The organism is Paenibacillus sp. OAS669, assembly GCF_014873645.1.
GTDB classification, from domain to species: domain Bacteria; phylum Bacillota; class Bacilli; order Paenibacillales; family NBRC-103111; genus Paenibacillus_S; species Paenibacillus_S vulneris.
The window spans coordinates 1,046,923-1,067,350 of the sequence record NZ_JADBDR010000001.1 but is presented as its reverse complement, the minus strand read 5'-3'; the positions used below and the strand labels follow the sequence as shown (position 1 = coordinate 1,067,350).

The following is a 20,428-nucleotide window of genomic DNA, read 5'->3' as shown; positions in this document are numbered from 1 at the left end:
CTGGAGCGGGCTTCCAGTTGGTGTAAAAAGAGGGCCCATCTCCTCTTGCGGATAAGCCCTGACATTACGTTTAAAAAATACTCCAGTCAAAAGCAGCCGATAGTGTCTCCAGCAAATGCACACCAGCGGTACTGTTCCCCTTTGCATTCAGCGCAGGACCTACAACACCGATACCGTATTGGCCCGGAACGAGGGCAAGCACACCCCCGGAGACGCCGCTCTTGGCCGGAAGCCCGACACGAATGGCGAAGGCGCCGGATTCATTATACATCCCGCAGGTTATCATGAACGATTTGGCGATCTGCACATAACGGCGGGGGATAAGCTGACGGCCGGTTTGCGGATCGGTGCCGTCATAAGCCAGCACCAACGCCATTCTCGCCAGATGCAAGCAGTTCACTTCGATGGAGCAATGCTTGAAATAGACCTCCAACACTTCCTCTACATCGGCATCCAGCACACCATTGGCTTTAAGAAAATAAGCCAGCGAGCGATTGCGGTGAGCGGTAGCCGTCTCCGAACGAAATACGGCGTCGTTATAGGTTAACGAGCTATCGCCGGCAAGCTCCCGGAAGAACGACAGGATGCGCTCGGTCTTCTGAGCCGGTGTATCTCCGTCAATAAGCGAGGAGACCGTGATGGCTCCAGCATTGATCAGGGGATTAAACGGAATGCCCGGATCGACAAGCTCCAGCTTCAGCATGGAGTTAAAGTTGTCCCCGGTAGGCTCCATACCCACCTTGGCGAATACGCCGTCCTCTCCTTTATCCATTAAGGCAAGCAGCAGTGTAAATACTTTGGAAATGCTCTGTAATGTGAAAAGCAGCTCATGGTTCCCGGCGTTGACCCTTCCGGAAGAACCGTCCAGGATGGTCACTCCGAGTGCATCCCAAGGAGCATGGGCCAGCTCCGGAATGTAAGAGGCCACTTTCCCCTGAGATGATTGCTTGCGGCTTGCTTCCACCCAGCCGGGAAGCTCTGTGCTAAGTCGGCTCCATTCGGAATCCATACATTTATCCTCCACTCGATTCCTTTTTTTTATCTTTTTCGACATGGGCGTCTTTCATCCCTTTGTGATGCAACAGGGAATTTTGAAAAACTTTATTGCCATACATTTCTGGAAAAAGTTAACTGAAGCACAGAGTCAGGTTAGCTCGGAGGTATTTTCATAAAAATGGGAGCCGGAAAGGAAGAGGTTATATACGGACTATAGATGTTTACGCTTACAAGGGTGATAATCGGTGTGATTCCGTTCTCCTCTATGCATTATGCTGGCCGGAGACGGCAATTCCATCCGGAAGCCAATAGGAGGTGACTCTGCAACGAATCCTTATGCTATGTAAAGGCTAGATCATTATGAAACCTGAAGGAGGTAAAGTAAAGGTTATGAGAATGAAAAAGGGATCATGGAGTTCATTTTTGAAGCTGTGGGTTGCGTTATGCACGGTGCTGCTTGTGTGGACACCCATTCCAAAAGCGCAGGCGGCGGTTACGCAGGCTGGGGTTGTTCAGAACATTAACATAAACGACAGCGCGAATGCCGCAGCCTGGTCACTGCAATACAGCCTTCAACCGGGGGATAAACAATATGGAGACCGTGCGACGACCATCACTACGCTGCCGGATCCATATTACGGATGGCAGTGGTTTCAAGCCGCAGCGAGCTCCAAGAATTACACGGGTTCTACACTGCTGTCTTTTCAAGTGCTGGTAAAAGCCCAAATTTATGTGGCATGGGACTCAAGAAAAACGCTGCCAAGCTGGCTGTCCGGCTGGTATGATACCGGAGATGACATGGTCAACAGCGATTCCGTGAGGTTTCGTGTCTATAAGAAAGATGTAAGCGCTAACACAAACGTTGCTTTGGGCAATTCCTCCGGAGGGGACAGCTATACGGTTATCGTAAAGGATTTAAGCCCTATCGGCTGGGCAGGCTACGACGCTCTCGGGCAAAACGGCACGACAGGCGGAGCGGGAGGAGCGATTGTTACAGCCACGAATCAGCAGGAGCTGGAGGCTTATGCCAACTCGGCAGATCCGCTTACCATTCGCGTTCAAGGGACCATCTCCATGTCGCCTTGGGGCTATAAGGTGAAAGTAAAATCGAACAAGACGATCATCGGCTTGGGCACCAACGCAGCGCTGGTCTACGGGGGCTTGGAAGTAACGAACAACGAAAAAAATGTCATCATCCGCAATCTCACCATCAAGGACTCCTTCCAATCCTGGGACGGGAAGCTGGGGGATTGGGACGCGATTACCGTTCAAAATGGCGCCCATCATGTTTGGATTGACCGCTGCACGCTGACGCATATGGAGGATGGCTTGATGGATGTTGTGAAGGGCGGCGATTACGTCACCTTGTCCAATACCGTGCTATCCAACCATAACAAAACGATTGGCATAGGGACGGACGGTTATGCGAACCGGCCTCGCGTTACGATTCACCATAATTTTTTCAACGGAACGAATCAGAGGAACCCAAGGGTCAATAGAGCCGATGTCCATGTGTTCAACAATTATTATCTGAACATTGGGGACTATGGTATTACAAGCCATAATGATGCGGATGTTTTGGTCGAAGGCAACTATTTCAAGGATTCGGAGGATGTCACGCAGATCGATCTGGCTACCCTGGGAGATATTGTATTTACGAGCGACAACATCAAGGATAACTGCACCGGGGCCAACGATACGAGAGGAAGCGTGTTTAATCCGGCAGACTACTATTCCTATATCAAAGACAGCGCGTCAACTGTGCCCGCCAATGTTCTCAAAACCGCCGGCGCAGGTAAAATCCGCAAATAGCAGAAAGGATGGTCCATATGCTGAAATGGTGGAAGATGGTTTGCGGCGCAGCGCTGCTGGCGGTTTCGCTGGCTTCAGCCCTGCCTGCAGGGCAAGCTTATGCTGCTGCCCCTTTGTGGGATGATGATTTTAACGGCGGCGCGGCAGGAGCGGCACCCTCGGGATATACTTTATCCGAAGCGGGAGGTACCGTTAGGGTCGTTAACGTGCCCAGCGCATCGAATAAAAGCGTCTATCTGAACGATACCAGCACAACCGGGCTGGTCAATTTGAAGAAGACGTTTGCGTCACAGACGGGAACGACGGAGCTGGAGCTGAAATTTATGCAGCCGGCAATGGTGAATAATACGAAGATAATCCGCTTGTTAAGCGGTAATACGCCTGCCGTCTCCATTGAAACGATATCCGGCGGCATTGCTTACCGCAACGCGGACAACACCTATACTACGCTGATAAGCGGCTACCAGCCGAACATTTGGTACAGCATCCGGATTGTGGCCAACGCTGCCACCGATAAAGCAGACGTGTATTTGAATGGTGTCAAGAAGGTGAGCCAGGCGTCCTTTTATTCCGCCGTTTCGGTCATTGACGGATTGGAGTCGTATACCCCCAACTCCTCGGCAGGGTCTCATTATTTGGATGATATCGTTGTGAAACCGGCCGCTTCCGGCGTGCCATCCGGAGCATTGATCGTTGACGCCGCAGGCGGCTCGGGCGTCTACACGACCGTTCAAGCGGCCATTGATGCGATCCCGGTGAATAATACGACCCCCAGGACGATTTATGTGAAGAACGGCACCTACAATCAGAAGCTTACGTTCCCGGCCAATAAGCCGTATATCACTCTGCTCGGCGAAAGCGCGGCCGGTACGATTCTCACCTATAACGACAGCGCTTCCTCAGCGGGAGGAACGACCAACAGCTCGAGCGTATTCGTCTACGGCAATGATTTTACGGCGGAAAATATTACGTTCCAGAACACGGCGGGACCGGCCGCAGGGCAGGCGGTTGCGCTGTACGTGGGAGGGGACCGGGCCAGCTTCCGCAATGTGCGAATCCTCGGCAATCAGGACACGTTATATGCCAACGGCAGCGGGAGACAGTATTACCGGGACAGCTACATCGAGGGCACGGTCGATTTTGTCTTCGGGTCGGCTACGGCCGTCTTCGAGAACTGCGAGCTGAAGAGCAAGAACGGCGGCTATGTCACTGCCGCATCCACGGACCAAAGCAAGGCTTACGGCTACGTATTCATTACCAGCAGCCTGACGACCGGCGGGGCGGGGAATGACACTGTCGCTTTGGGACGCCCTTGGCGGCCTTATTCCTCGGTCACCTATTTGTACACCTGGATGGATACCCATATCAAGCCTGCCGGCTGGGATGATTGGGGGAATGCGGCGAACCAGAGCACAGCAAGGTACAAAGAATTCGGCTCTACGGGACCCGGAGCAGACGCAGCCTCCAGAGTCAGCTGGGCAGGGCAGCTGACCTCATCGCAGGCGGGTGCGATGAGCGCACAGAGCGTGCTGGCGGGCAGCGACGGCTGGGATCCGACGTATTAGGAAGAAAGCCTTCGAGCTTGCTTTTATAGCAGATCGAGGGCTTTCTTGTTAAGCCTCCCCGCAAAGTGCCTGAGCCGCTTTCGAAGCCATGGCTCCACTTCTTTGTCGGGTTATTTTAATATTCACGGTAAAGTCATGGGAATAAGGAGGATCAGGGTTATAATCTAGATACGGAAATCATTCTATGATATACTTTTCTAAGCAAAAAATACGATTAAGGAGTAAAATAATGGAGAAAACATTGATTTTCGGTCACAAAAATCCTGATACGGACTCGATTTGCTCGGCTATTGCGTATGCTGATTTGAAGACGAAATTAGGCGCTAACGTAGAGCCTGTTCGCCTTGGCAATATCAGCAGCGAAACTCAATTTGTTTTGGATTATTTTAAAGTAAGCGCGCCGCGCTTGGTTGAAGCTGTGGCTAACGAAGTGAAGGACGTTATTTTGGTCGACCACAACGAGCGCCAACAAAGCGTAAGCGACATCGAGAAAGTCCGTGTTACTGAGGTTATCGACCATCACCGTATCGCCAACTTCGAAACCAGCAATCCGTTGTACTATCGTGCCGAGCCTGTAGGCTGCACAACAACGATTTTGAATAAATTGTTCAAGGAAAACAATGTACCGGTTCAAAAAGAAATCGCAGGCTTGATGCTTTCCGCCATCATTTCCGATACCCTTCTTTTGAAATCCCCGACTTGCACAGCTCAAGACGTAGCGGCGGCTCGTGAATTGGCTGAAATTGCAGGCGTGGAGCTTGAAACATACGGCTTGGCTATGCTGAAGGCCGGCGCAGACCTGAGCGACAAAACCATCGCTCAACTGATCTCCCTGGACTCCAAAGAGTTCCAAATGGGCGGCAGCAAAGTAGAAATCGCTCAAGTGAACGCTGTGGACGTGAACGACGTTCTGTCCCGCCAAGCGGAGCTGGAAGCGGCTCTTGCCCAAATCATCGCCGACAAAGGGCTGGATCTGTTCCTGTTCGTCGTTACCGACATCTTGAACAACGACTCCATCGGCGTAGCATTGGGCAGCAAAGCCAGCGCGGTAGAGCAGGCTTACAACGTAACATTGTCCGGCAACAAAGCGGTGTTGAAAGGCGTTGTATCCCGCAAATCGCAAATCGTGCCGGTATTGACCGACATTTTCAACAAGCAATAATTGAGCTTCGGATAAATAGCTCCCCAACAGGAAATGGCTTCATCAGCCTTGCTCCTGTAAGGGGAGCTTTTTTTGAGGAATTATTAATATCTGAGATATAGAGGTGAGAGCTATGCTAGCCAAGCTGCTATTGGAATCGAACGCCACGGTCATTTTCTCGGGTGCCGGGATGTCCACCGAAAGCGGACTGCAGGATTTTCGCTCAGCGGATCGGGGGATGTGGAATAACCGGAATCCAATCGAGCTCGCAGACATTGAAGCTATCCATTCGAACCGGGCGGAGTTTGTCCGTTTTTACCAATGGCGTATTCAAGAGATGAACTCACATCAGCCCAATGAAGGACACCATATTCTAGCAAGCTGGGAGCAGCAAGGACATATCCGCGGCATCATTACTCAGAATGTGGAAAATTATCATGAACAAGCGGGCACAAAGCGGATAGCCAAGCTGCACGGAGATCTGGGGAGCATGCGCTGCATGAGCTGCGATAAGCAGTATGAATCCCGAATGTACGGTCCACCTGTCACGATGACGACATGCAGCTGTGGAGGGTTTATCAGACCTAATGTCGTGCTCTTTGGAGAAATGCTTCCAGATGCTTCGCTTCGGCTAGCAGAGAGCCTCATAGATGGAGTTGAGCTGTTTATTGTGTTGGGCTCCTCATTACAGGTAAGCCCAGCCAACCAGCTTCCTAGAAAGGCAAAAGCTCAAGGAGCGAAACTGGTCATTGTGAATTTTGACCCGACTCCTTTGGATTCTTATGCAGATTTGGTCATTCATCGCTCTATAGGTGAGACATTGCTAAAGGCGGATGAGGAGATAAGGGGATAGAAGGCGTATATGGAGCAGGATACGGTCTGTTCCCATATATTTAAAGACTTGCAGCTATCCTTAAACAAACTGTTTACTCTGGAATAAACACAACAAAACCGGCGAGACGTTTCTCGGCCGGTTTTCCTTCTTACAAAAACTTCCTGTTATGCTTCTTCCCGTCATAGGTGAACAGCACAGGCTTCGACTCCACGACCGTTTCCAGGTGAACGGTCTTGCCCCACAGCTTCTGAATATAAGGGAGCGTACGCTCCACATATTTCAGATCCAGCTCAACGCCTTCGTAGGAGTGCTTCAGGTACAGCTCCCCGTTCTTCTCGTAATCGCCGTTTTCGACGACGATGTAAGGGAAGCCGCCATTGACGCGGGAATAGACGAGCTGATCGCGAATATGGGCCCAGGTTTTGTCGGTAATCTTCCATTCGGGGCCTTTCTTCTCGAAAATGTACAGGTCCATATCGTCAACGAGCTGCTTGGTCAGGTAGTTGCGGATGAAGGACAGGTCGGAGTCGTATTCGCGGACGTCGAATATTTTGCGGCGTCCCTGGCCTTTCTGACGTCCGTACCGCTCCTGTTCTTCCTCTGTCGGATTGTCCCAGCGCTTCTCGATATCCTCGAAAATTTTTAACCCCAGATAGTAAGGGTTCAAGCTGTGCCGGGACGGAACGACGACGGAGGAGTTCAGCTTGGCGAATTCGATCGTCTCATCCTCGGTCAGATCCAGCTCGCGGAGAATCCGTTGATGCCAGTACGAAGCCCAGCCTTCGTTCATGATCTTCGTCTCCAGCTGCGGCCAGAAATACAGCATTTCGTCGCGCAGCATTGTCATGATGTCTCGCTGCCAATCCGTAAGGTAAGGCGCATGCTCCTCGATAAACAGCATAATGTCCTTTTCGGGCTTGGCCGGGAATTTCGGCGTTTCTTCCTTAAGCGCAGGCTTTGAGGATACGTTGTCCAGGTCCCACAGGTCCTCGTAGCCGAGCTTACGTTCGGCAGGCACTTCTTTTTTCTTTGGCTTTCGCTCCAGGTTTCTGCGGGTTGCATCGTACGGCTTGGAGATGGAAGGATCGACATGCTCCTGGATGGCCAGCACAGCGTCGATGAATTGCTCCACCTCGTCGGTGCCGTACAAGATTTCATACTGCCGGACACGCTCCGCCGTAGCGGACATGCTCTCGACCATGTTGCGGTTCGTCTTGGAGAAACGGGCGTTATTTTTGAAAAAGTCGCAGTGTGCCAGCACGTGTGCGACAATGAGCTTGTTCTGGATCAGGGAGTTGCCGTCGAGCAGGAAGGTGTAGCAGGGGTCGGAGTTGATGACAAGCTCATATATTTTGCTTAAGCCGAAATCGTACTGCATTTTCATCTTATGAAACGTTTTTCCAAAGCTCCAATGGCTGAAGCGGGTAGGCATCCCGTAAGCTCCGAAGGTATAGATAATGTCAGCAGGGCATATCTCATAGCGCATCGGGTAATAGTCCAGACCGAAGCCGGTCGCGATTTCGGAAATTTCGGCAATGGCGTATTCCAGCTGCTTGATATCGTCGGCATTCATCGTGCAGCCCTCCCTTCGGATTTAGGAAAAAAGGTTCGCAGCGCTTTATAGACTTCACCTTTTTCCCTTATGACATAATGCACGAATTTCGGATCATGAATATTGCGGTAAGCGGACATCAGGGTGCTGCTGCGGTTGTATTGATTGACTTCGCCATATCCGAACAGGTTCGATCGCTTCACCAGCTCATGAATCAGCTTGACGCACCGCTCGTTGTCCGAGGTCAGATTATCTCCGTCGGAGAAATGGAACGGATAGATGTTATAACGGGCCGGGGAGTACCGCCGATCGATTAAGTCTACCGCCAGCTGATAAGCCGAGGAACAGATCGTACCGCCGCTCTCGCCTTTGGTGAAAAATTCCTCCTCCGTAACCTCCCTCGCTTCGGTATGGTGCGCGATGAACACAATCTCGACATGCTCGTATTTGGTGCGCAAAAACCGGGTCATCCAGAAGAAGAAGCTTCGTGCGATATATTTTTCAAACGAGCCCATGGAGCCTGAAGTGTCCATCATCGCAATGATAAGCGCATTGGATTGGGGCACGGTGATTTCATCCCATGTTTTGAAGCGGAGGTCATCCGGACTGATGCCATGAATGCCGGGAATGCCTGCTCCTGCGTTGCGGCGGAGATTTTCGAGAATCGTCCGTTTCTTGTCGATGTTGGACATGATTCCTTTTTTGCGGATATCGTTGAAAATAATGTCCTTGGTCATTACGTTGTCTTTTTCCTTCTGCTGCAAGTTTGGCAGCTCCAGCTCCTCGAAGAGCATCGTTTGCAGCTCCTCGAGCTGTACCTCGGCGTCGTAATAATCGTCTCCCGGCTGGTCGCCGGCGCCTTCTCCTTTGCCCGGACCTTGAGAAGGGGTAGGGTCTACGCCGAGCACATCGCCGACCTGGCTTTCTCCGTCGCCCTGGCCGACGTGCTTGCTTTTGTTGTAGTTGTATCGAAACCGGTATTCGTCCAAGCTGCGAATCGGTACTTTGATAATGTGCTTGCCGTCAGACATAATAATGCTCTCATCCGTAACAAGGTCAGGCAGGTTCTGCTTAATCGCTTCGCGTACTTTTTGCTGATGCCGGGTTTGGTCCTGATACCCTTTGCGGTGCAGAGACCAATCCTCTCGGGAAACGGTAAATAATGGTTCTGTCATGTCGGACACCTCCTGAAATGGGTTGGTTTCATGCATAATGAAGCGGACGGTTGACAGGACAATAAGGGAAAAAAGTGCTTGTTACTAAATATATTCAAGTGGGAGGGGGATATGTGAGGGGGACAAGGGCCTTTTTTTGTACCGTAACCCGTTTATTAGAGGGCAAAAAGGTCCCGAAAGGAACTAATGGGTAGACACCCCAGGAGCCGAAAAAAGTCTTCCTGATGCTCCAGCTTATCGTGGAGATCAAGAAGACTTCTATTGGTTGGGTACCTTTGGTTCAATTATTCAGCGGCAGGCTGAACGACGATTTTCCATGCTTTGCCGATAGGAGGCAGGCTCTTGGTCATCATCGCATCGTAGAAGGCGATAACTCGAGTGCCTTTTGCCAGAGTGCTCTTATCTACAGCTTCGCCTTTCAGATTGACGACAGTTGTTTGATCCGTCACTTGCAGCACAATCTCCTTCTGGGATTGCTCGTTCAAGCCGGTACCTTTAATCAGCAGGCTGGTTGCTCCGCTATCGCTCGTACGGACTTCTTCAATATTGCCGGCGGTGCCCAGGATGCCTTTTTTGTCGGCTCCGTCCAGTACCGTAATTTTATAAGTCGGCGTTTGCGGCGGCAGGCTCAAGGTAGCCACCAGAGAATGCTCGGCCTCGACCTTTTGACCGAGTGTCAGATCGGCGAAGGTCAGCGGAGTGCCGTCCGCCTTCTGGTATGTAGTTTCATCCGATAATGTCAGTACGGTGCCTTCCGTTCCGATTCCGTTAATTTGAACGGCTTTGTGGCCGTCTACGTCACGAATAGCGGTAATGACGCCCTGAGTCAGTACGGTTTTTTTCTGTTCTGCTGCAGATACGGCAACGGAGTTACCGTCTTTAGTGACGGATGCGTGCAGAATCTCTTGGAAAAAGGAAGCCGGAACGTACATCGTGTTATCCTTCAATTCAGGTGCGGTCCCGAGCGTTTTAAGCATTTTATTGACGCTGTAGCGGTCGTCGCCTACTTTGACGTTAGTCCATTGCGGACCTTTGCTTAAGTCTACAGAAGAGTCCTCCTGCTTCCAGGTCAAGGTGAAGCCAAGGGATTCGGCAATGGCGCGCAGCGGCAGCATAGCTTCTTGGGCTCCGGATGCTTGATACCCGGTAAGGGAAGCGGCTTTGCCGTTAACGGTAACTTGAATCTGCTCTGCCGCAAGGGTTGCGGATACGGCTTGCGGTTCCTCTGCCAGAGGCATCATATTCGGCGCTGCATAAGCGGCTCCTCCGCCAAGTGCCATGGAAAGGGCCATAAGAGCGATTCCTTTTTTCATTACATTGTTCATAGTCTGGTTCTCCTTTTGTCTGAGCTTCGAATGTAACAAAATCAATTACAATACCATAGACGGGGAAGGGCTCCCAATTGTTGCACGAAATGCAAAGAAAAAGGCTACCCCTCGATCATTCAAAGGATAGCCTCTTTCATTCAACTTCATTCAAACAGGATTAATGTGCTACTTGGTTGTAGGTCATAATCCAGATGGAGCCTGCTACAATCGTCAACAGGATGACAAGCCCGAGAGCCAGCGCCATCATGTTCCAGCGCGCGTTTTCTCCTTCTTTCAGATGCATGAAGAATACGAGCTGAACAGCGAACTGCAGGATCGCCATAATCAGGATGATGACGATTCTTGCGCCTTCACTGAACATGTGGTTCAGGATGACGACGAGCGGGATGATGGTCAGCACGATCGACAGGATGAAGCCAATGACATAAGACTTCAACGATCCGTGAGATTCGGAATGTGCGCCGTGTGAATTATGTTGACTCATCTTACATCACCCCCATCAAGTAAACGACCGTGAAGACGAAAATCCACACAACGTCAAGAAAGTGCCAGTACAAGCTGATAACATCGACTTTCCGTTTGGTAACCGGTGTAATGCCGTGTTTTTTCAACTGGAACATAAGACCGATCATCCAGCATAGACCGAGCGATACGTGAAGACCGTGCGTACCGACCAGCGTAAAGAAAGCGGAGAGGAAGGCGCTTGTCGAGATCGTTGCACCTTCATGATTTACCATAGTGATGAACTCATTAACCTCAAGCGCAACGAAGGAAGCGCCGAGAAGTGCCGTTACGGCCAGCCAGCCGATCAGCTGGTTTTTGTTGCCTTTGTGCATAGCCAGTACGGCAAGACCGCTCGTAAAGCTGCTTGTCAAAAGGATAAATGTCTCAGCAATAATGCCGGGCATTTCGAACAGCTCTTTGGGTGTCGGTCCGCCGTTGGTATTGCCATGAAGAACGATATAGGTAGCGAATAAAGTACCGAATAAAATACAGTCCGTAATCAGGAAGATCCAGAACCCGAACGTTTTGAGCGACTCATGATCATGATGACCGTGGTCATGATGGTCATGTCCGCCGTGCGCTGCCGCATGTGCCATTAGACCTTCGCCCCCCTTAATGCAGCTTCCGTCTGTTTAATTTCATCTACCGGAATGTAGTAGTCCGTGTCATACGAGAACGAACGCGCCAGCATGCAGATGAGTACACCGATCATCGCCGGAATAGCAAGCCATAGCCAGCCCCATACAAAACCGAATCCGGCAAAGAACCATAGAGTCGATTTGATGAACGGAATCGCCGAGTTTTTCGGCATGTGAATCGGTTCAAGCGGAGCAGTAGGCTCCGGTTTGATGCCTTGAGCGAGCTTTTGTTTTTTCTCCCACCAGTCATCCACATCGTGAACATGAGGCTCAACAGCAAAGTTATACATAGGTGCAGGAGATGGAATGGACCATTCCAGCGTGCGGCCGTTCCATGGGTCACCAGTAACGTCGCGCTCATGATGCTTGATACTGTAAGCAATTTGCCAAACTTGGAAAATGAACGCGATCCCCATAAAGAAAGCACCGACAGTCGAAATCAAGTTCAGCGGGCCCCAGCCCATATCGAAATCGTAAACGGTCGTACGACGAGTCATTCCGTCGAGACCCAAGAAATATTGAGGCATAAAGCAGACATAGAAACCGATGTTCCAGAACCAGAAGGCCCATTTGCCCAAATGCTCATTCAGCTTGAAGCCGAACATTTTTGGCCACCAGTAGTACAGCCCTGCGAAGTAACCGAACACTACGCCGCCGATCAATACTTGGTGGAAGTGAGCGATCAGGAAGTAGCTGTTATGGAACTGGAAGTCTGCAGGCGCTACGGACAGCAGAACCCCTGTCATCCCGCCGATAACAAAACATGGGATGAAGGCTACGGTCCACAGCATCGGCGTCGGATAGGATACCCGGCCGCGGAACATCGTGAACAGCCAGTTGAATATTTTAACCCCCGTCGGGATCGCGATAGCCATCGTCGTTATGGCGAAGAAGACGTTAACGTCGGCACCCGAGCCCATGGTGAAGAAGTGATGCACCCAAGTAAAGAACGAGAGTACGCTAATAATAATCATGGCAAAAACCATGGAATTATATCCGAACAGCTTTTTCTTGGAGAAGGTAGCAACGACCTCGGAGAAAATACCGAATGCCGGCACGACCACGATATAAACCTCCGGATGTCCCCACATCCAAATCAGGTTGATATACATCATCGGGTTACCGCCGCCGTCAAGCGTGAAGAAGTGAGCACCCAGGAAGCGGTCCATGAATAACAGTGCCAAGGTAATGGTTAAGATAGGGAAAGCGAAAATAATCATGATACAGCTGGAAAATACGGACCAGGAGAACATCGGCATTTGCATCAGCTTCATGCCTGGCGCGCGCATTTTCAGAATTGTTACGATAAAGTTAATACCGGTCGCCAAGCTTCCGATACCGGAAATCTGGATACCCCAGATATAGAAGTTTTGTCCGACACCCGGGCTGTGAGACAGCTCGGAAAGTGGCGGGTACGCAAGCCAGCCTGCATCCGGCGAACCGCCGATGACGAAGGAGACGTTAAACAGCATAGCGCCCCAGAAGAACATCCAGAAGCTCAAGGAGTTCAGGAACGGATAAGCAACGTCGCGCGCTCCCAATTGAAGCGGCACAACGATATTGAACAGACCGAACATAAGAGGCATCGCCATGAACAAAATCATGATAACCCCGTGTGTCGTAAAGATCTGGTTATAGTGCTCCGGCTCCAGGAATTTCATATCAGGCATGGCAAGCTGAAGACGCATGAGCAGGGCGTCGACGCCGCCGCGGAATAGCATTAGAATGGAACATAGAATGTACATGATCCCGATACGTTTATGGTCAACGGTCGTCAGCCATTCGCGCCAAAGCCAAGTCCATTTTTTGAAATAGGTTAGCACGAACACGATGGCAACCATAGCGAGCCCAATACTGACTTGCGCTCCTAAAATCATCGGATCGCCTGTTACAAAAAACCAGGATGCAAAATCTTTTATTTTATCCAGCATGTGTATGCCTCCTTTCGTTAGTGTTAATGTCCAGCATGCGGATTCGAGGTTGTTGCAGGCTGAATAGCTTTAGACGGCTCCTGCTTGGCAGAAGGTTCGCTGCCGGCAGAACCATGATGGGCATGAGTGCTTCCATTTACGGCATATTTCGTCACGATCTTATTGAATAGTCCCTCAGGGAAGGAAGAGAAGTACTGCTTGGTTGACGTACCCGGTGCAGCCAGCTGGTTATATCCGTCCATTGTCAACGGGCCCGAGGATTGCTTCACTTCTTTAACCCAATTATTGAAATCTTCATCCGATGTAGCGTGTACCTGGAATTTCATATCGGTGAAATGCTTGCCGCTGAAATTCGCTCCGGTTCCGTAATAAACGCCTTGTTCATCGGCTTGCAGGAACAAGGTCATGGCCATGCCGGACATCGTATACATTTGACCGCCCAGCTGTGGAATCCAGAAGGAGTTCATCGGAGCATCGGAAGTAAGCTCGAATTTAATAGGTGTGTCTTCAGGAATTTCAATGTAATTGACGGTTGCAATGCCTTGCTCAGGATAGGTGAAAAGCCATTTCCAATCCAGAGAGGTTGCTTGAATCGTAATCGGCTTCTTATCGGAAACAATCGGCTTGGATGGCTCCAGGGCATACGTTTCGCGAGCCGTAACAGCGGCCAACAGGATGATAATAACAATAGGAATCCCCCACCATACTACCTCCATCATCGTACTGTGCGACCAGTTCGGTTTGTAAGCAGCTTTGTTGCCTGGTTTGTCTCTATACCGCCATACGATGTAAGCGGTCAGTATGAGCACAGGGACCAGTACGATTCCGCATAAGATAGAAGCGGTAATGATCAGATCCTTCTGACCAGCGGCGATAGGGCCCTTCGGGTCCATAACCATAATGGATTCGCAACCCGAGAGAAGCACCAGCATGGTCAGAAAGATCAGCGGAGTCACAATCCGAGCAGCTTTTTTCGTTAGTCGCATGTGTAATATCATCTCCTTAAGTTTCTCGAACGCTCGGATAAAGCAGGTTGTGAAATGTGGAACGTTCTTAGCTATTTCTTAAGATAGCAGATATTAACCGAGATTTCGCCGTTGTTAACAAATACGTCAAGGTTTCGTCTTTTTTCTGTAATATAAAGTTCACGAAAATGACGACTATTAATTTTTGGAAAAGAAAAACCCCTCTAAGATCGCTCTTAAAGGGGGTGAAATGTGAAAATATGTCAGGTTTTGTGGAACTATTGTTGAATTTTGTCATTTTCGTCATCCAGCATACGGGAATGAACGAGATGAATGGCGGTGCGAATCACATAAATGTGAACACTGCCTACCAAGAAGCCGACTCCCACCATGAGGGACGTGTTACGATCGCTAAAGTGATGTAAATTAAATAAACATAAGACAAGACCAATGCCAAGAATGCCCCAAGCTGCAGCCGTCATCCAGTTGACAAGACGTTGTACATCCTTCACATTTTGACGTACGCCGCTAACCGATGCTGTTTTCGTAGTCATAATGGTCACTTCCATTTCCTTTGTAAGTGTTTTCTTGATACCAGTATAGCATAAAATGGTTGGTTTGTTCAAGGAATGTTCAATTTTTGATCGAAATTCAGACAAATTTAGATAAAGGGTCACTGGAAATACGCCTTGAGGGATGAAAGCCGCCAGCCCATACTGCGCTCTACCTTATAGAGTGCTCAGAGTACGGAAAACATAAAAAAGAACAGGTTACCATAAATTTTTCCATTTTATCCATCCCGTGTTTATTTTAAGATCGATTTTGTAAGCGTAAACATTAAATCGGCTTCGGGAAGGAGGAGTCATCTAACCAGTCAAGGATAGGTTTAGAGCTTGTTGAGCTGCTGCAGGGAGGAAGGTTCGCTAGTCCGTATGGCTGCAAGCAATCATTTATTTATCAGGAGGGATTGGATAATGAAGAAAAAGGTCAAAACAATGGTAGCGGGAGCTTTGTTAGTATCTGCAATGGTTTTGCAAACTGCGGTAGCCTGGGCGGCAACCACAACGACTATTGATTCGGATGGGCCTAATACCGGACAGGACGCTTATCAAATCTTCAAGAGCAAGCTGGGCTCCGACCCCATTGACGGACCGGGGGATGCAAGCCACATTTGGGAGACCACCTCGTCACCGGTCGGCAACGTATTTCAGTTCAAGCTGAACAGCACAGGAGACTACGATGGCTCCAATACGGATCGGCAGCGCAACGAGCTGAAGGCTTATAACAGCTCTCCAAGCGCAGTCAAAGGAACGAACGGGACGACAATGACGTATAAATGGAAATTTAAAGTGCTGAACGGGTTTCAGATGCCGCCGTCGGGGAACTTTTGCCACATTTTTCAGCTGAAAGCATCCGGCGGCGATGACGGCGCGCCAATTTTGACCTTCTCGGTTGAAAAAAACAAGCTGACGTTCCGCCACAGTCCGATAGGGGCCGATATGAGTCAGGTGACGACGCTTGCTTCAACGGATTGGTCCAATGTCCTGAATACTTGGGTAGAAGCTACAGTAACCGTGAAAAACTCGGATAACGGAACGGTATCGATGACGCTGAAGAAGCTGGACGGAACGACCTTGATGTCTTATAGCGGAAGCAAGGATATGTGGAGAGACGGAGCGGATTTCAATCGTCCCAAGTGGGGGATTTACCGCAAAATTTTCTCCGGCATGACTGAAGCGAATATACAGTTCGCCAATTTCAGCATTACGAAGCAATAATATTTCTTCATTATAGTACAGACTTTGGGCACTCCTCTGATGGGAATATCAGGGGAGTGCTTTGTTTTATGACAACTAAATCGTAAAAAATCACAACCTCCAGTTTAAGTAAAGCCATGGAAGCGGTTGAGTACAAGTAGTATGATGGGGGAAGAACCTTATTTCATGAAAGAAGGGAACAAAAGCTCATGTTAAACCAGAAAGCATTCATTGAAGAGATCATGGGATTTGACGTTCTGGATACACATACCCATTTGGTAGGACAGCAGCTGAGTGCCCGTGATTTTTGGGAAATTGCGCATTATTTTTGGCTAAACCGGGAGATGCAGGCCGCCGGGTACCCGGATCAGGCGATGGAGCTGCCAGAGGATGAGCGCATCGAGTCTTTCTTATCCGCTTATAAGGCGAGCCGCAATACGTTAATGAACTGGGTATTCACGCATATATTCAAAGATTTGTACGGCATCGAAATCCGCGACGCCCAATCCATCCGCGAAGCCGATGCCGCTGTTCGTGCTTCCAACGACCGCCCTGGCTGGGCGCAGGAGGTGGCGGACAAGCTGAACATTCGCGCTTTCGTAACGAATATGCCGGATCACGCGAAATGCAGCCATATGAACAGAGACGCCATTCTGATTCCGCGCGTTGACGGCAGACTGTTCGAATGGACCAAGCAAATTCATCAGGCCGACCAGCGGGAGCAAGCCCTGGAAGAAGTGACTCAATCGATCCGCGATTTGATAGCTTCCTATAAGGAGTGGGGCTGTCCGGGCATCATGACGACGCTTCCCGGCTACGATGCCAGGGCTAATGAGGAGGTTCCGCTGCAAACGGCAACGCGGGATCAGCTCATGATGCGGGTACTCCACACGATTTGCGGGATATTGGAGCAGAACGGAATGTTCCTGCAGCTCTTCCTCGGCGTGGAACGCTCATGGTGCGACACGGCGATACCTGTCAATGATCCGCTGCGCATAGCGAAGCTGTCGGGATTGTTTGCTCGCTACCGAATTTCCTTCGAGCTGGTCGTTGCTTCGGAGTTAAACAATCTGGATGTTGTGCAGGCGGCCTGGAACTATCCTAATGTTCATGTGGGCGGCATGTGGTGGTTTAACTTCCGCGCAAGCACTTACCGCGATATCATGCAGTATCGTATGGAAGCGTTACCTGGAATCAAAAGCTCGCTTATCGTGTCGGACGCAAGGAATATCGAATGGTGCTACGGAAAAATTCTTCTTATTAAGAAGCTGATGGGCGAATATTTATATCAGCAGATCGAAGCGGGCTGGCTTGATTATGACACGGCGATCCAGCTTGCAAAGGATTGGCTGTATAACAGCGCGGCGCAGCGTTACGGGTTCAGCTTGAATTCATAAAAATACAGAATTGGCGATATAGCCAATGAAGGGGAGAATGAAGATGAGGGCACTTTTGGTTGGCTTGGGAACCGCAGGCTTTTCGTGGTACAAAAGATTGAGAGACAAAGGATTATTGGCCGCCGTAGTGGAGACGGATGCTTCGATGAAGGAGAAGATGGGGGACGATCCGTTCCCGTTCTATACATCGCTTAGCGAGGCGCTGGAGAAGGAGCAGCTGGATTTCGTCGTCAATGTGACCTCGCCGATGGCGCATACGGTCGTTAACAACGCCGCTTTCGATAAGAAGCTGCCGGTTTTGTGCGAGAAGCCGATATCGTTTGATTACGAAGAATCCATCGAAGTGGTGGAGCGTGCCGCTAAGGAGAACATTCCCTTCATGATCGCCGAGAATTACCGCCGCCACGCCGCCGTGCGCAAATTGAAGCAGCTGCTGGATGAAGGCGCTATCGGACGGATTTCCGCTATAGACATCCTATTTTATCGATATCACCATGTGCAGCGCAAATATACGGTCAGCCTGCTGGACGATATCGGCGTCCATCATTTTGATATGATCCGTTATTTGACCGGCGAGGAAGGAAAAAGCGTCTATGCGGACATGTATAATCCTATCGGTGGATGGGATGAAGAAGGCGCTATCATTAACACCAGCGCTCTCCTGGAGATGGCGAATGGTGTGAAGGTCAGCTATACCGGTTCTATCGCCTCCAGGGGGGAACAGACACCTTGGCACGGCAACTGGAGGATCGAAGGAACGGAGGGCACGATCCAATACGAGAATCAGGAGATCCATCTCATTAAGGATGGAGTCAAGGAAACGATTACCAACTACAGCGGGGTAGATACTTCCGATACGTTGGCGGAATTCCTGGCATCGCTTAAGGAGCAGCGGGATTCGGAAACCAGCGGTGCGGATTATTTGAAATCGCAGACCCTGGTGCACTTCGCAAAATTATCGAGTGCCGAGGGACGGAAGGTAGAGATCAAGTACCCGAGCTAGCGTCTGCTCCCAGGGGACTCCGGTGAAGAAAGGGGCTGTACTTCAGGTGAACAGGCAACCTGCGGGCAGCCCTTTCGTATGTCTTGCTCACCACAATACAATGTAAAATTTAAGGGCTGCCCTCAATGTACCCTTTTTGTGGGGTCAGCTTATTCAATTCTTGGGATGGAAGGGAATCGTATGAAAAGAACCGTCGGCACATGGATGATCATTGCGATTGCAGCTGCTGGTACTGCCGGTTGTTTCCACGACGATACAACAAAGCATCCGGCGGCTGAGCAGGACAAGCCTGCGAAATTTTCCATCTCTTACACGACGACCTCAAGCAGCGGATATTTTTCGCGGATTGGGGATCTGAGCCGGGAAAAGTGGGTCCTGAAGCTGGGGGAGCTGACCCATACTTCCCTCGAAGTCAAGGTGATAGAAGAATCGAAGCTTCCGGTCATGTTTGCAGGCAGCAGCATTCCGGATGTCGTCGGAAGCAACGGTACGCCTACCAGTACGATCATGTCGGGGTCGGTAGAGGCCGGCGTCTTCATGCCGATCGATGATTTGTTAAAGCAGTACGCCCCCAATTTGCTCAAGAACGTGCCAAAGGATGCATGGGAGGCGGTATCCTACAACGGAAAAACGTACGGTATTCCAACCTATTTGACGAACCCTTCCCGGAGAGCGACCTTTATCCGGTCAGATCTGCTGGAGAAGGCAGGTCTCAAGCCGCCGCAGACGGTGGAGGAGTTTCTCGATGTGCTCAGGGCCTTTAAGAAGATGGGAGTTGAGCATCCTTATTTAATGAGGGAGAACCTGAAGTACGCCGACATCATCCTCGGAGCTTACGACGTGCTGCCATACCGCGATCAGTTTGAAGTGGTGAACGGGCAGGTTGTGCCCAAGTTTTTTGATGTCGGACATATGGAAAAAGCGCTGGAGACCTACAAGACGATGCTGGATGAGGGGCTGATCGCCAAAGATTTCGCGACGATCTCGTCTGCGGATTTTATAAGCTATATCCGCTCGGGCAAGGCGGGAATCTGGTCGTCCAATGCGATCGGTCTGGTTGATTTCCGCACCTCGATCAAGCAGGCCGTTCCTTCGGCCCGAGTAGATATTATCCCTTCTCCGAAAGGTCCGGAAGGCACCGGCGGGTACTTCCACTATACGCCCGTCATTTCGGCTTTTTACATTAATAAGAACGTAAAGCCGGAAACAGCGGCGCGCATCATACAGTTTTTTGACTGGATGCAGACGCCGGAGGCGGAGAGGTTCTTTACTTTTGGCATTGAAGGGGATACCTATACGATAGTAAACGGCAGGATCCAGTACCAATTTCCTCAAACGAAGGAAGCGATAGAAGAAGAAGGCTGGCGCAGCGGCACACTGTGGGGGGCTCATGACGCCGTAGCCAATAGAATGCGGCTGCAGCTGGATCAGAACGGGCGGGATACGCTGTTTGCGCTCGACCATATTGTCAAACATGAGGGATTGCCGGGCATCGGCTTTAATCCGGATTTGATTTCATTCGCCAAATACCAGGATCTGGCGCCTATTACGCAGGATGGTGCTCCGAGACTCATTATGGATCATATCATCAAGATGATTTACGGCAAAGAGCCTATCACCGATTGGCCCAAGGTCATCCAGGAGTACAGGCAAAAAGGCGGAGAAGAAATCATCAAAGAAGCTACCGAACGCTATAACCGCAGGGAAGGAATCGTCAACCTGTATAAAACCCGTCTTTAAATAAAACGATACGATTGCGGAAAGCGTTTGTATTTCTTTCCTTCGCAAAGAGAGGATTCGTGCTTATGACCGTTGCAAAAGGAGCTGAC

Annotated in this window: 17 protein-coding genes; 8 read left to right on the top strand and 9 right to left on the bottom strand. The window is 50.2% G+C overall.

The window, feature by feature from the left end; all coding sequences use genetic code 11:
- Positions 1-70: 70 nt before the first annotated feature.
- On the bottom strand, positions 71-1,009 hold the full coding sequence (gene glsA / locus GGC63_RS04280; RefSeq protein WP_192701211.1) for a glutaminase A: 939 nt from the start codon (positions 1,007-1,009) through the stop codon (positions 71-73).
- Positions 1,010-1,386: 377 nt separating this feature from the next.
- Between glsA and GGC63_RS04275 the strand changes: the two genes are divergently transcribed.
- The 4 genes from GGC63_RS04275 (at position 1,387) to GGC63_RS04260 (ending at position 6,367) form a co-directional block, all read left to right on the top strand.
- Positions 1,387-2,808: a polysaccharide lyase family 1 protein gene (locus GGC63_RS04275; protein WP_192701210.1), complete on the top strand. Its 1,422-nt coding sequence runs from the start codon at positions 1,387-1,389 to the stop codon at positions 2,806-2,808.
- Positions 2,809-2,825: 17 nt separating this feature from the next.
- The gene (locus GGC63_RS35065) at positions 2,826-4,373 is read left to right on the top strand and encodes a pectinesterase family protein (protein ID WP_318780976.1); all 1,548 of its coding nucleotides are present in this window, start codon (positions 2,826-2,828) and stop codon (positions 4,371-4,373) included.
- Between the two features lie 229 nt (positions 4,374-4,602).
- Positions 4,603-5,535, top strand: a complete 933-nt coding sequence (locus GGC63_RS04265) for a manganese-dependent inorganic pyrophosphatase (protein WP_192701209.1) — start codon at positions 4,603-4,605, stop codon at positions 5,533-5,535.
- A gap of 112 nt (positions 5,536-5,647) precedes the next feature.
- On the top strand, positions 5,648-6,367 hold the full coding sequence (locus GGC63_RS04260; RefSeq protein WP_192701208.1) for an NAD-dependent deacylase: 720 nt from the start codon (positions 5,648-5,650) through the stop codon (positions 6,365-6,367).
- Between the two features lie 130 nt (positions 6,368-6,497).
- Here GGC63_RS04260 and GGC63_RS04255 read toward each other — a convergent pair whose 3' ends face one another.
- From GGC63_RS04255 to GGC63_RS04220, 8 genes are all read right to left on the bottom strand, one after another.
- On the bottom strand, positions 6,498-7,922 hold the full coding sequence (locus tag GGC63_RS04255; protein WP_192701207.1) for a SpoVR family protein: 1,425 nt from the start codon (positions 7,920-7,922) through the stop codon (positions 6,498-6,500).
- Positions 7,919-9,076, bottom strand: a complete 1,158-nt coding sequence (gene yhbH / locus GGC63_RS04250; protein ID WP_079908296.1) for a sporulation protein YhbH — start codon at positions 9,074-9,076, stop codon at positions 7,919-7,921. Before yhbH ends, GGC63_RS04255 begins: the two co-directional genes overlap by 4 nt.
- Before the next feature lie 284 nt (positions 9,077-9,360).
- Positions 9,361-10,401, bottom strand: a complete 1,041-nt coding sequence (locus GGC63_RS04245) for a copper amine oxidase N-terminal domain-containing protein (protein WP_192701206.1) — start codon at positions 10,399-10,401, stop codon at positions 9,361-9,363.
- Positions 10,402-10,561: 160 nt separating this feature from the next.
- Positions 10,562-10,888, bottom strand: coding sequence for a cytochrome o ubiquinol oxidase subunit IV (gene cyoD / locus GGC63_RS04240; RefSeq protein WP_079908298.1), 327 nt, complete (start codon positions 10,886-10,888; stop codon positions 10,562-10,564).
- A 1-nt stretch (position 10,889) separates the two neighbouring features.
- Complete coding sequence (gene cyoC, locus GGC63_RS04235) at positions 10,890-11,504, bottom strand: cytochrome o ubiquinol oxidase subunit III (protein WP_192701205.1); 615 nt, start codon at positions 11,502-11,504, stop codon at positions 10,890-10,892.
- A complete protein-coding gene (locus GGC63_RS04230; protein WP_079908300.1) occupies positions 11,504-13,477 on the bottom strand; it encodes a cbb3-type cytochrome c oxidase subunit I in 1,974 nt (657 codons plus the stop codon). The genes cyoC and GGC63_RS04230 overlap by 1 nt, the downstream gene beginning before the upstream one ends.
- Before the next feature lie 23 nt (positions 13,478-13,500).
- A complete protein-coding gene (cyoA, locus tag GGC63_RS04225) occupies positions 13,501-14,463 on the bottom strand; it encodes a ubiquinol oxidase subunit II (protein WP_192701204.1) in 963 nt (320 codons plus the stop codon).
- A 257-nt stretch (positions 14,464-14,720) separates the two neighbouring features.
- Positions 14,721-14,996 carry a hypothetical protein gene (locus GGC63_RS04220; RefSeq protein ID WP_079908302.1) on the bottom strand — a complete coding sequence of 92 codons (276 nt, stop codon included), beginning with the start codon at positions 14,994-14,996 and terminating at the stop codon, positions 14,721-14,723.
- Between the two features lie 420 nt (positions 14,997-15,416).
- On the opposite strand from GGC63_RS04220, the gene GGC63_RS04215 reads away from it, so the two are divergent.
- From GGC63_RS04215 to GGC63_RS04200, 4 genes are all read left to right on the top strand, one after another.
- Positions 15,417-16,220: a heparin lyase I family protein gene (locus GGC63_RS04215; protein ID WP_079908303.1), complete on the top strand. Its 804-nt coding sequence runs from the start codon at positions 15,417-15,419 to the stop codon at positions 16,218-16,220.
- Between the two features lie 188 nt (positions 16,221-16,408).
- Entirely contained in the window at positions 16,409-17,596 is a 1,188-nt protein-coding gene (locus GGC63_RS04210; protein WP_192701203.1) for a glucuronate isomerase, read from the top strand.
- 43 nt (positions 17,597-17,639) lie between these two features.
- A complete protein-coding gene (locus tag GGC63_RS04205; protein ID WP_192701202.1) occupies positions 17,640-18,599 on the top strand; it encodes a Gfo/Idh/MocA family protein in 960 nt (319 codons plus the stop codon).
- A 180-nt stretch (positions 18,600-18,779) separates the two neighbouring features.
- Positions 18,780-20,339 carry an extracellular solute-binding protein gene (locus tag GGC63_RS04200; protein WP_192701201.1) on the top strand — a complete coding sequence of 520 codons (1,560 nt, stop codon included), beginning with the start codon at positions 18,780-18,782 and terminating at the stop codon, positions 20,337-20,339.
- Positions 20,340-20,428 lie beyond the last annotated feature (89 nt).

Bases quoted from the DNA above. Each gene is read 5' to 3' on its own strand.
- glsA (WP_192701211.1), bottom strand. From the start codon at position 1,009: ATGGATTCCGAATGGAGCCGACTTAGCACAGAGCTTCCCGGCTGGGTG.
- GGC63_RS04275 (WP_192701210.1), top strand. From the start codon at position 1,387: ATGAGAATGAAAAAGGGATCATGGAGTTCATTTTTGAAGCTGTGGGTT.
- GGC63_RS35065 (WP_318780976.1), top strand. From the start codon at position 2,826: ATGCTGAAATGGTGGAAGATGGTTTGCGGCGCAGCGCTGCTGGCGGTT.
- GGC63_RS04265 (WP_192701209.1), top strand. From the start codon at position 4,603: ATGGAGAAAACATTGATTTTCGGTCACAAAAATCCTGATACGGACTCG.
- GGC63_RS04260 (WP_192701208.1), top strand. From the start codon at position 5,648: ATGCTAGCCAAGCTGCTATTGGAATCGAACGCCACGGTCATTTTCTCG.
- GGC63_RS04255 (WP_192701207.1), bottom strand. From the start codon at position 7,922: ATGAATGCCGACGATATCAAGCAGCTGGAATACGCCATTGCCGAAATT.
- yhbH (WP_079908296.1), bottom strand. From the start codon at position 9,076: ATGACAGAACCATTATTTACCGTTTCCCGAGAGGATTGGTCTCTGCAC.
- GGC63_RS04245 (WP_192701206.1), bottom strand. From the start codon at position 10,401: ATGAACAATGTAATGAAAAAAGGAATCGCTCTTATGGCCCTTTCCATG.
- cyoD (WP_079908298.1), bottom strand. From the start codon at position 10,888: ATGAGTCAACATAATTCACACGGCGCACATTCCGAATCTCACGGATCG.
- cyoC (WP_192701205.1), bottom strand. From the start codon at position 11,504: ATGGCACATGCGGCAGCGCACGGCGGACATGACCATCATGACCACGGT.
- GGC63_RS04230 (WP_079908300.1), bottom strand. From the start codon at position 13,477: ATGCTGGATAAAATAAAAGATTTTGCATCCTGGTTTTTTGTAACAGGC.
- cyoA (WP_192701204.1), bottom strand. From the start codon at position 14,463: ATGCGACTAACGAAAAAAGCTGCTCGGATTGTGACTCCGCTGATCTTT.
- GGC63_RS04220 (WP_079908302.1), bottom strand. From the start codon at position 14,996: ATGACTACGAAAACAGCATCGGTTAGCGGCGTACGTCAAAATGTGAAG.
- GGC63_RS04215 (WP_079908303.1), top strand. From the start codon at position 15,417: ATGAAGAAAAAGGTCAAAACAATGGTAGCGGGAGCTTTGTTAGTATCT.
- GGC63_RS04210 (WP_192701203.1), top strand. From the start codon at position 16,409: ATGTTAAACCAGAAAGCATTCATTGAAGAGATCATGGGATTTGACGTT.
- GGC63_RS04205 (WP_192701202.1), top strand. From the start codon at position 17,640: ATGAGGGCACTTTTGGTTGGCTTGGGAACCGCAGGCTTTTCGTGGTAC.
- GGC63_RS04200 (WP_192701201.1), top strand. From the start codon at position 18,780: ATGAAAAGAACCGTCGGCACATGGATGATCATTGCGATTGCAGCTGCT.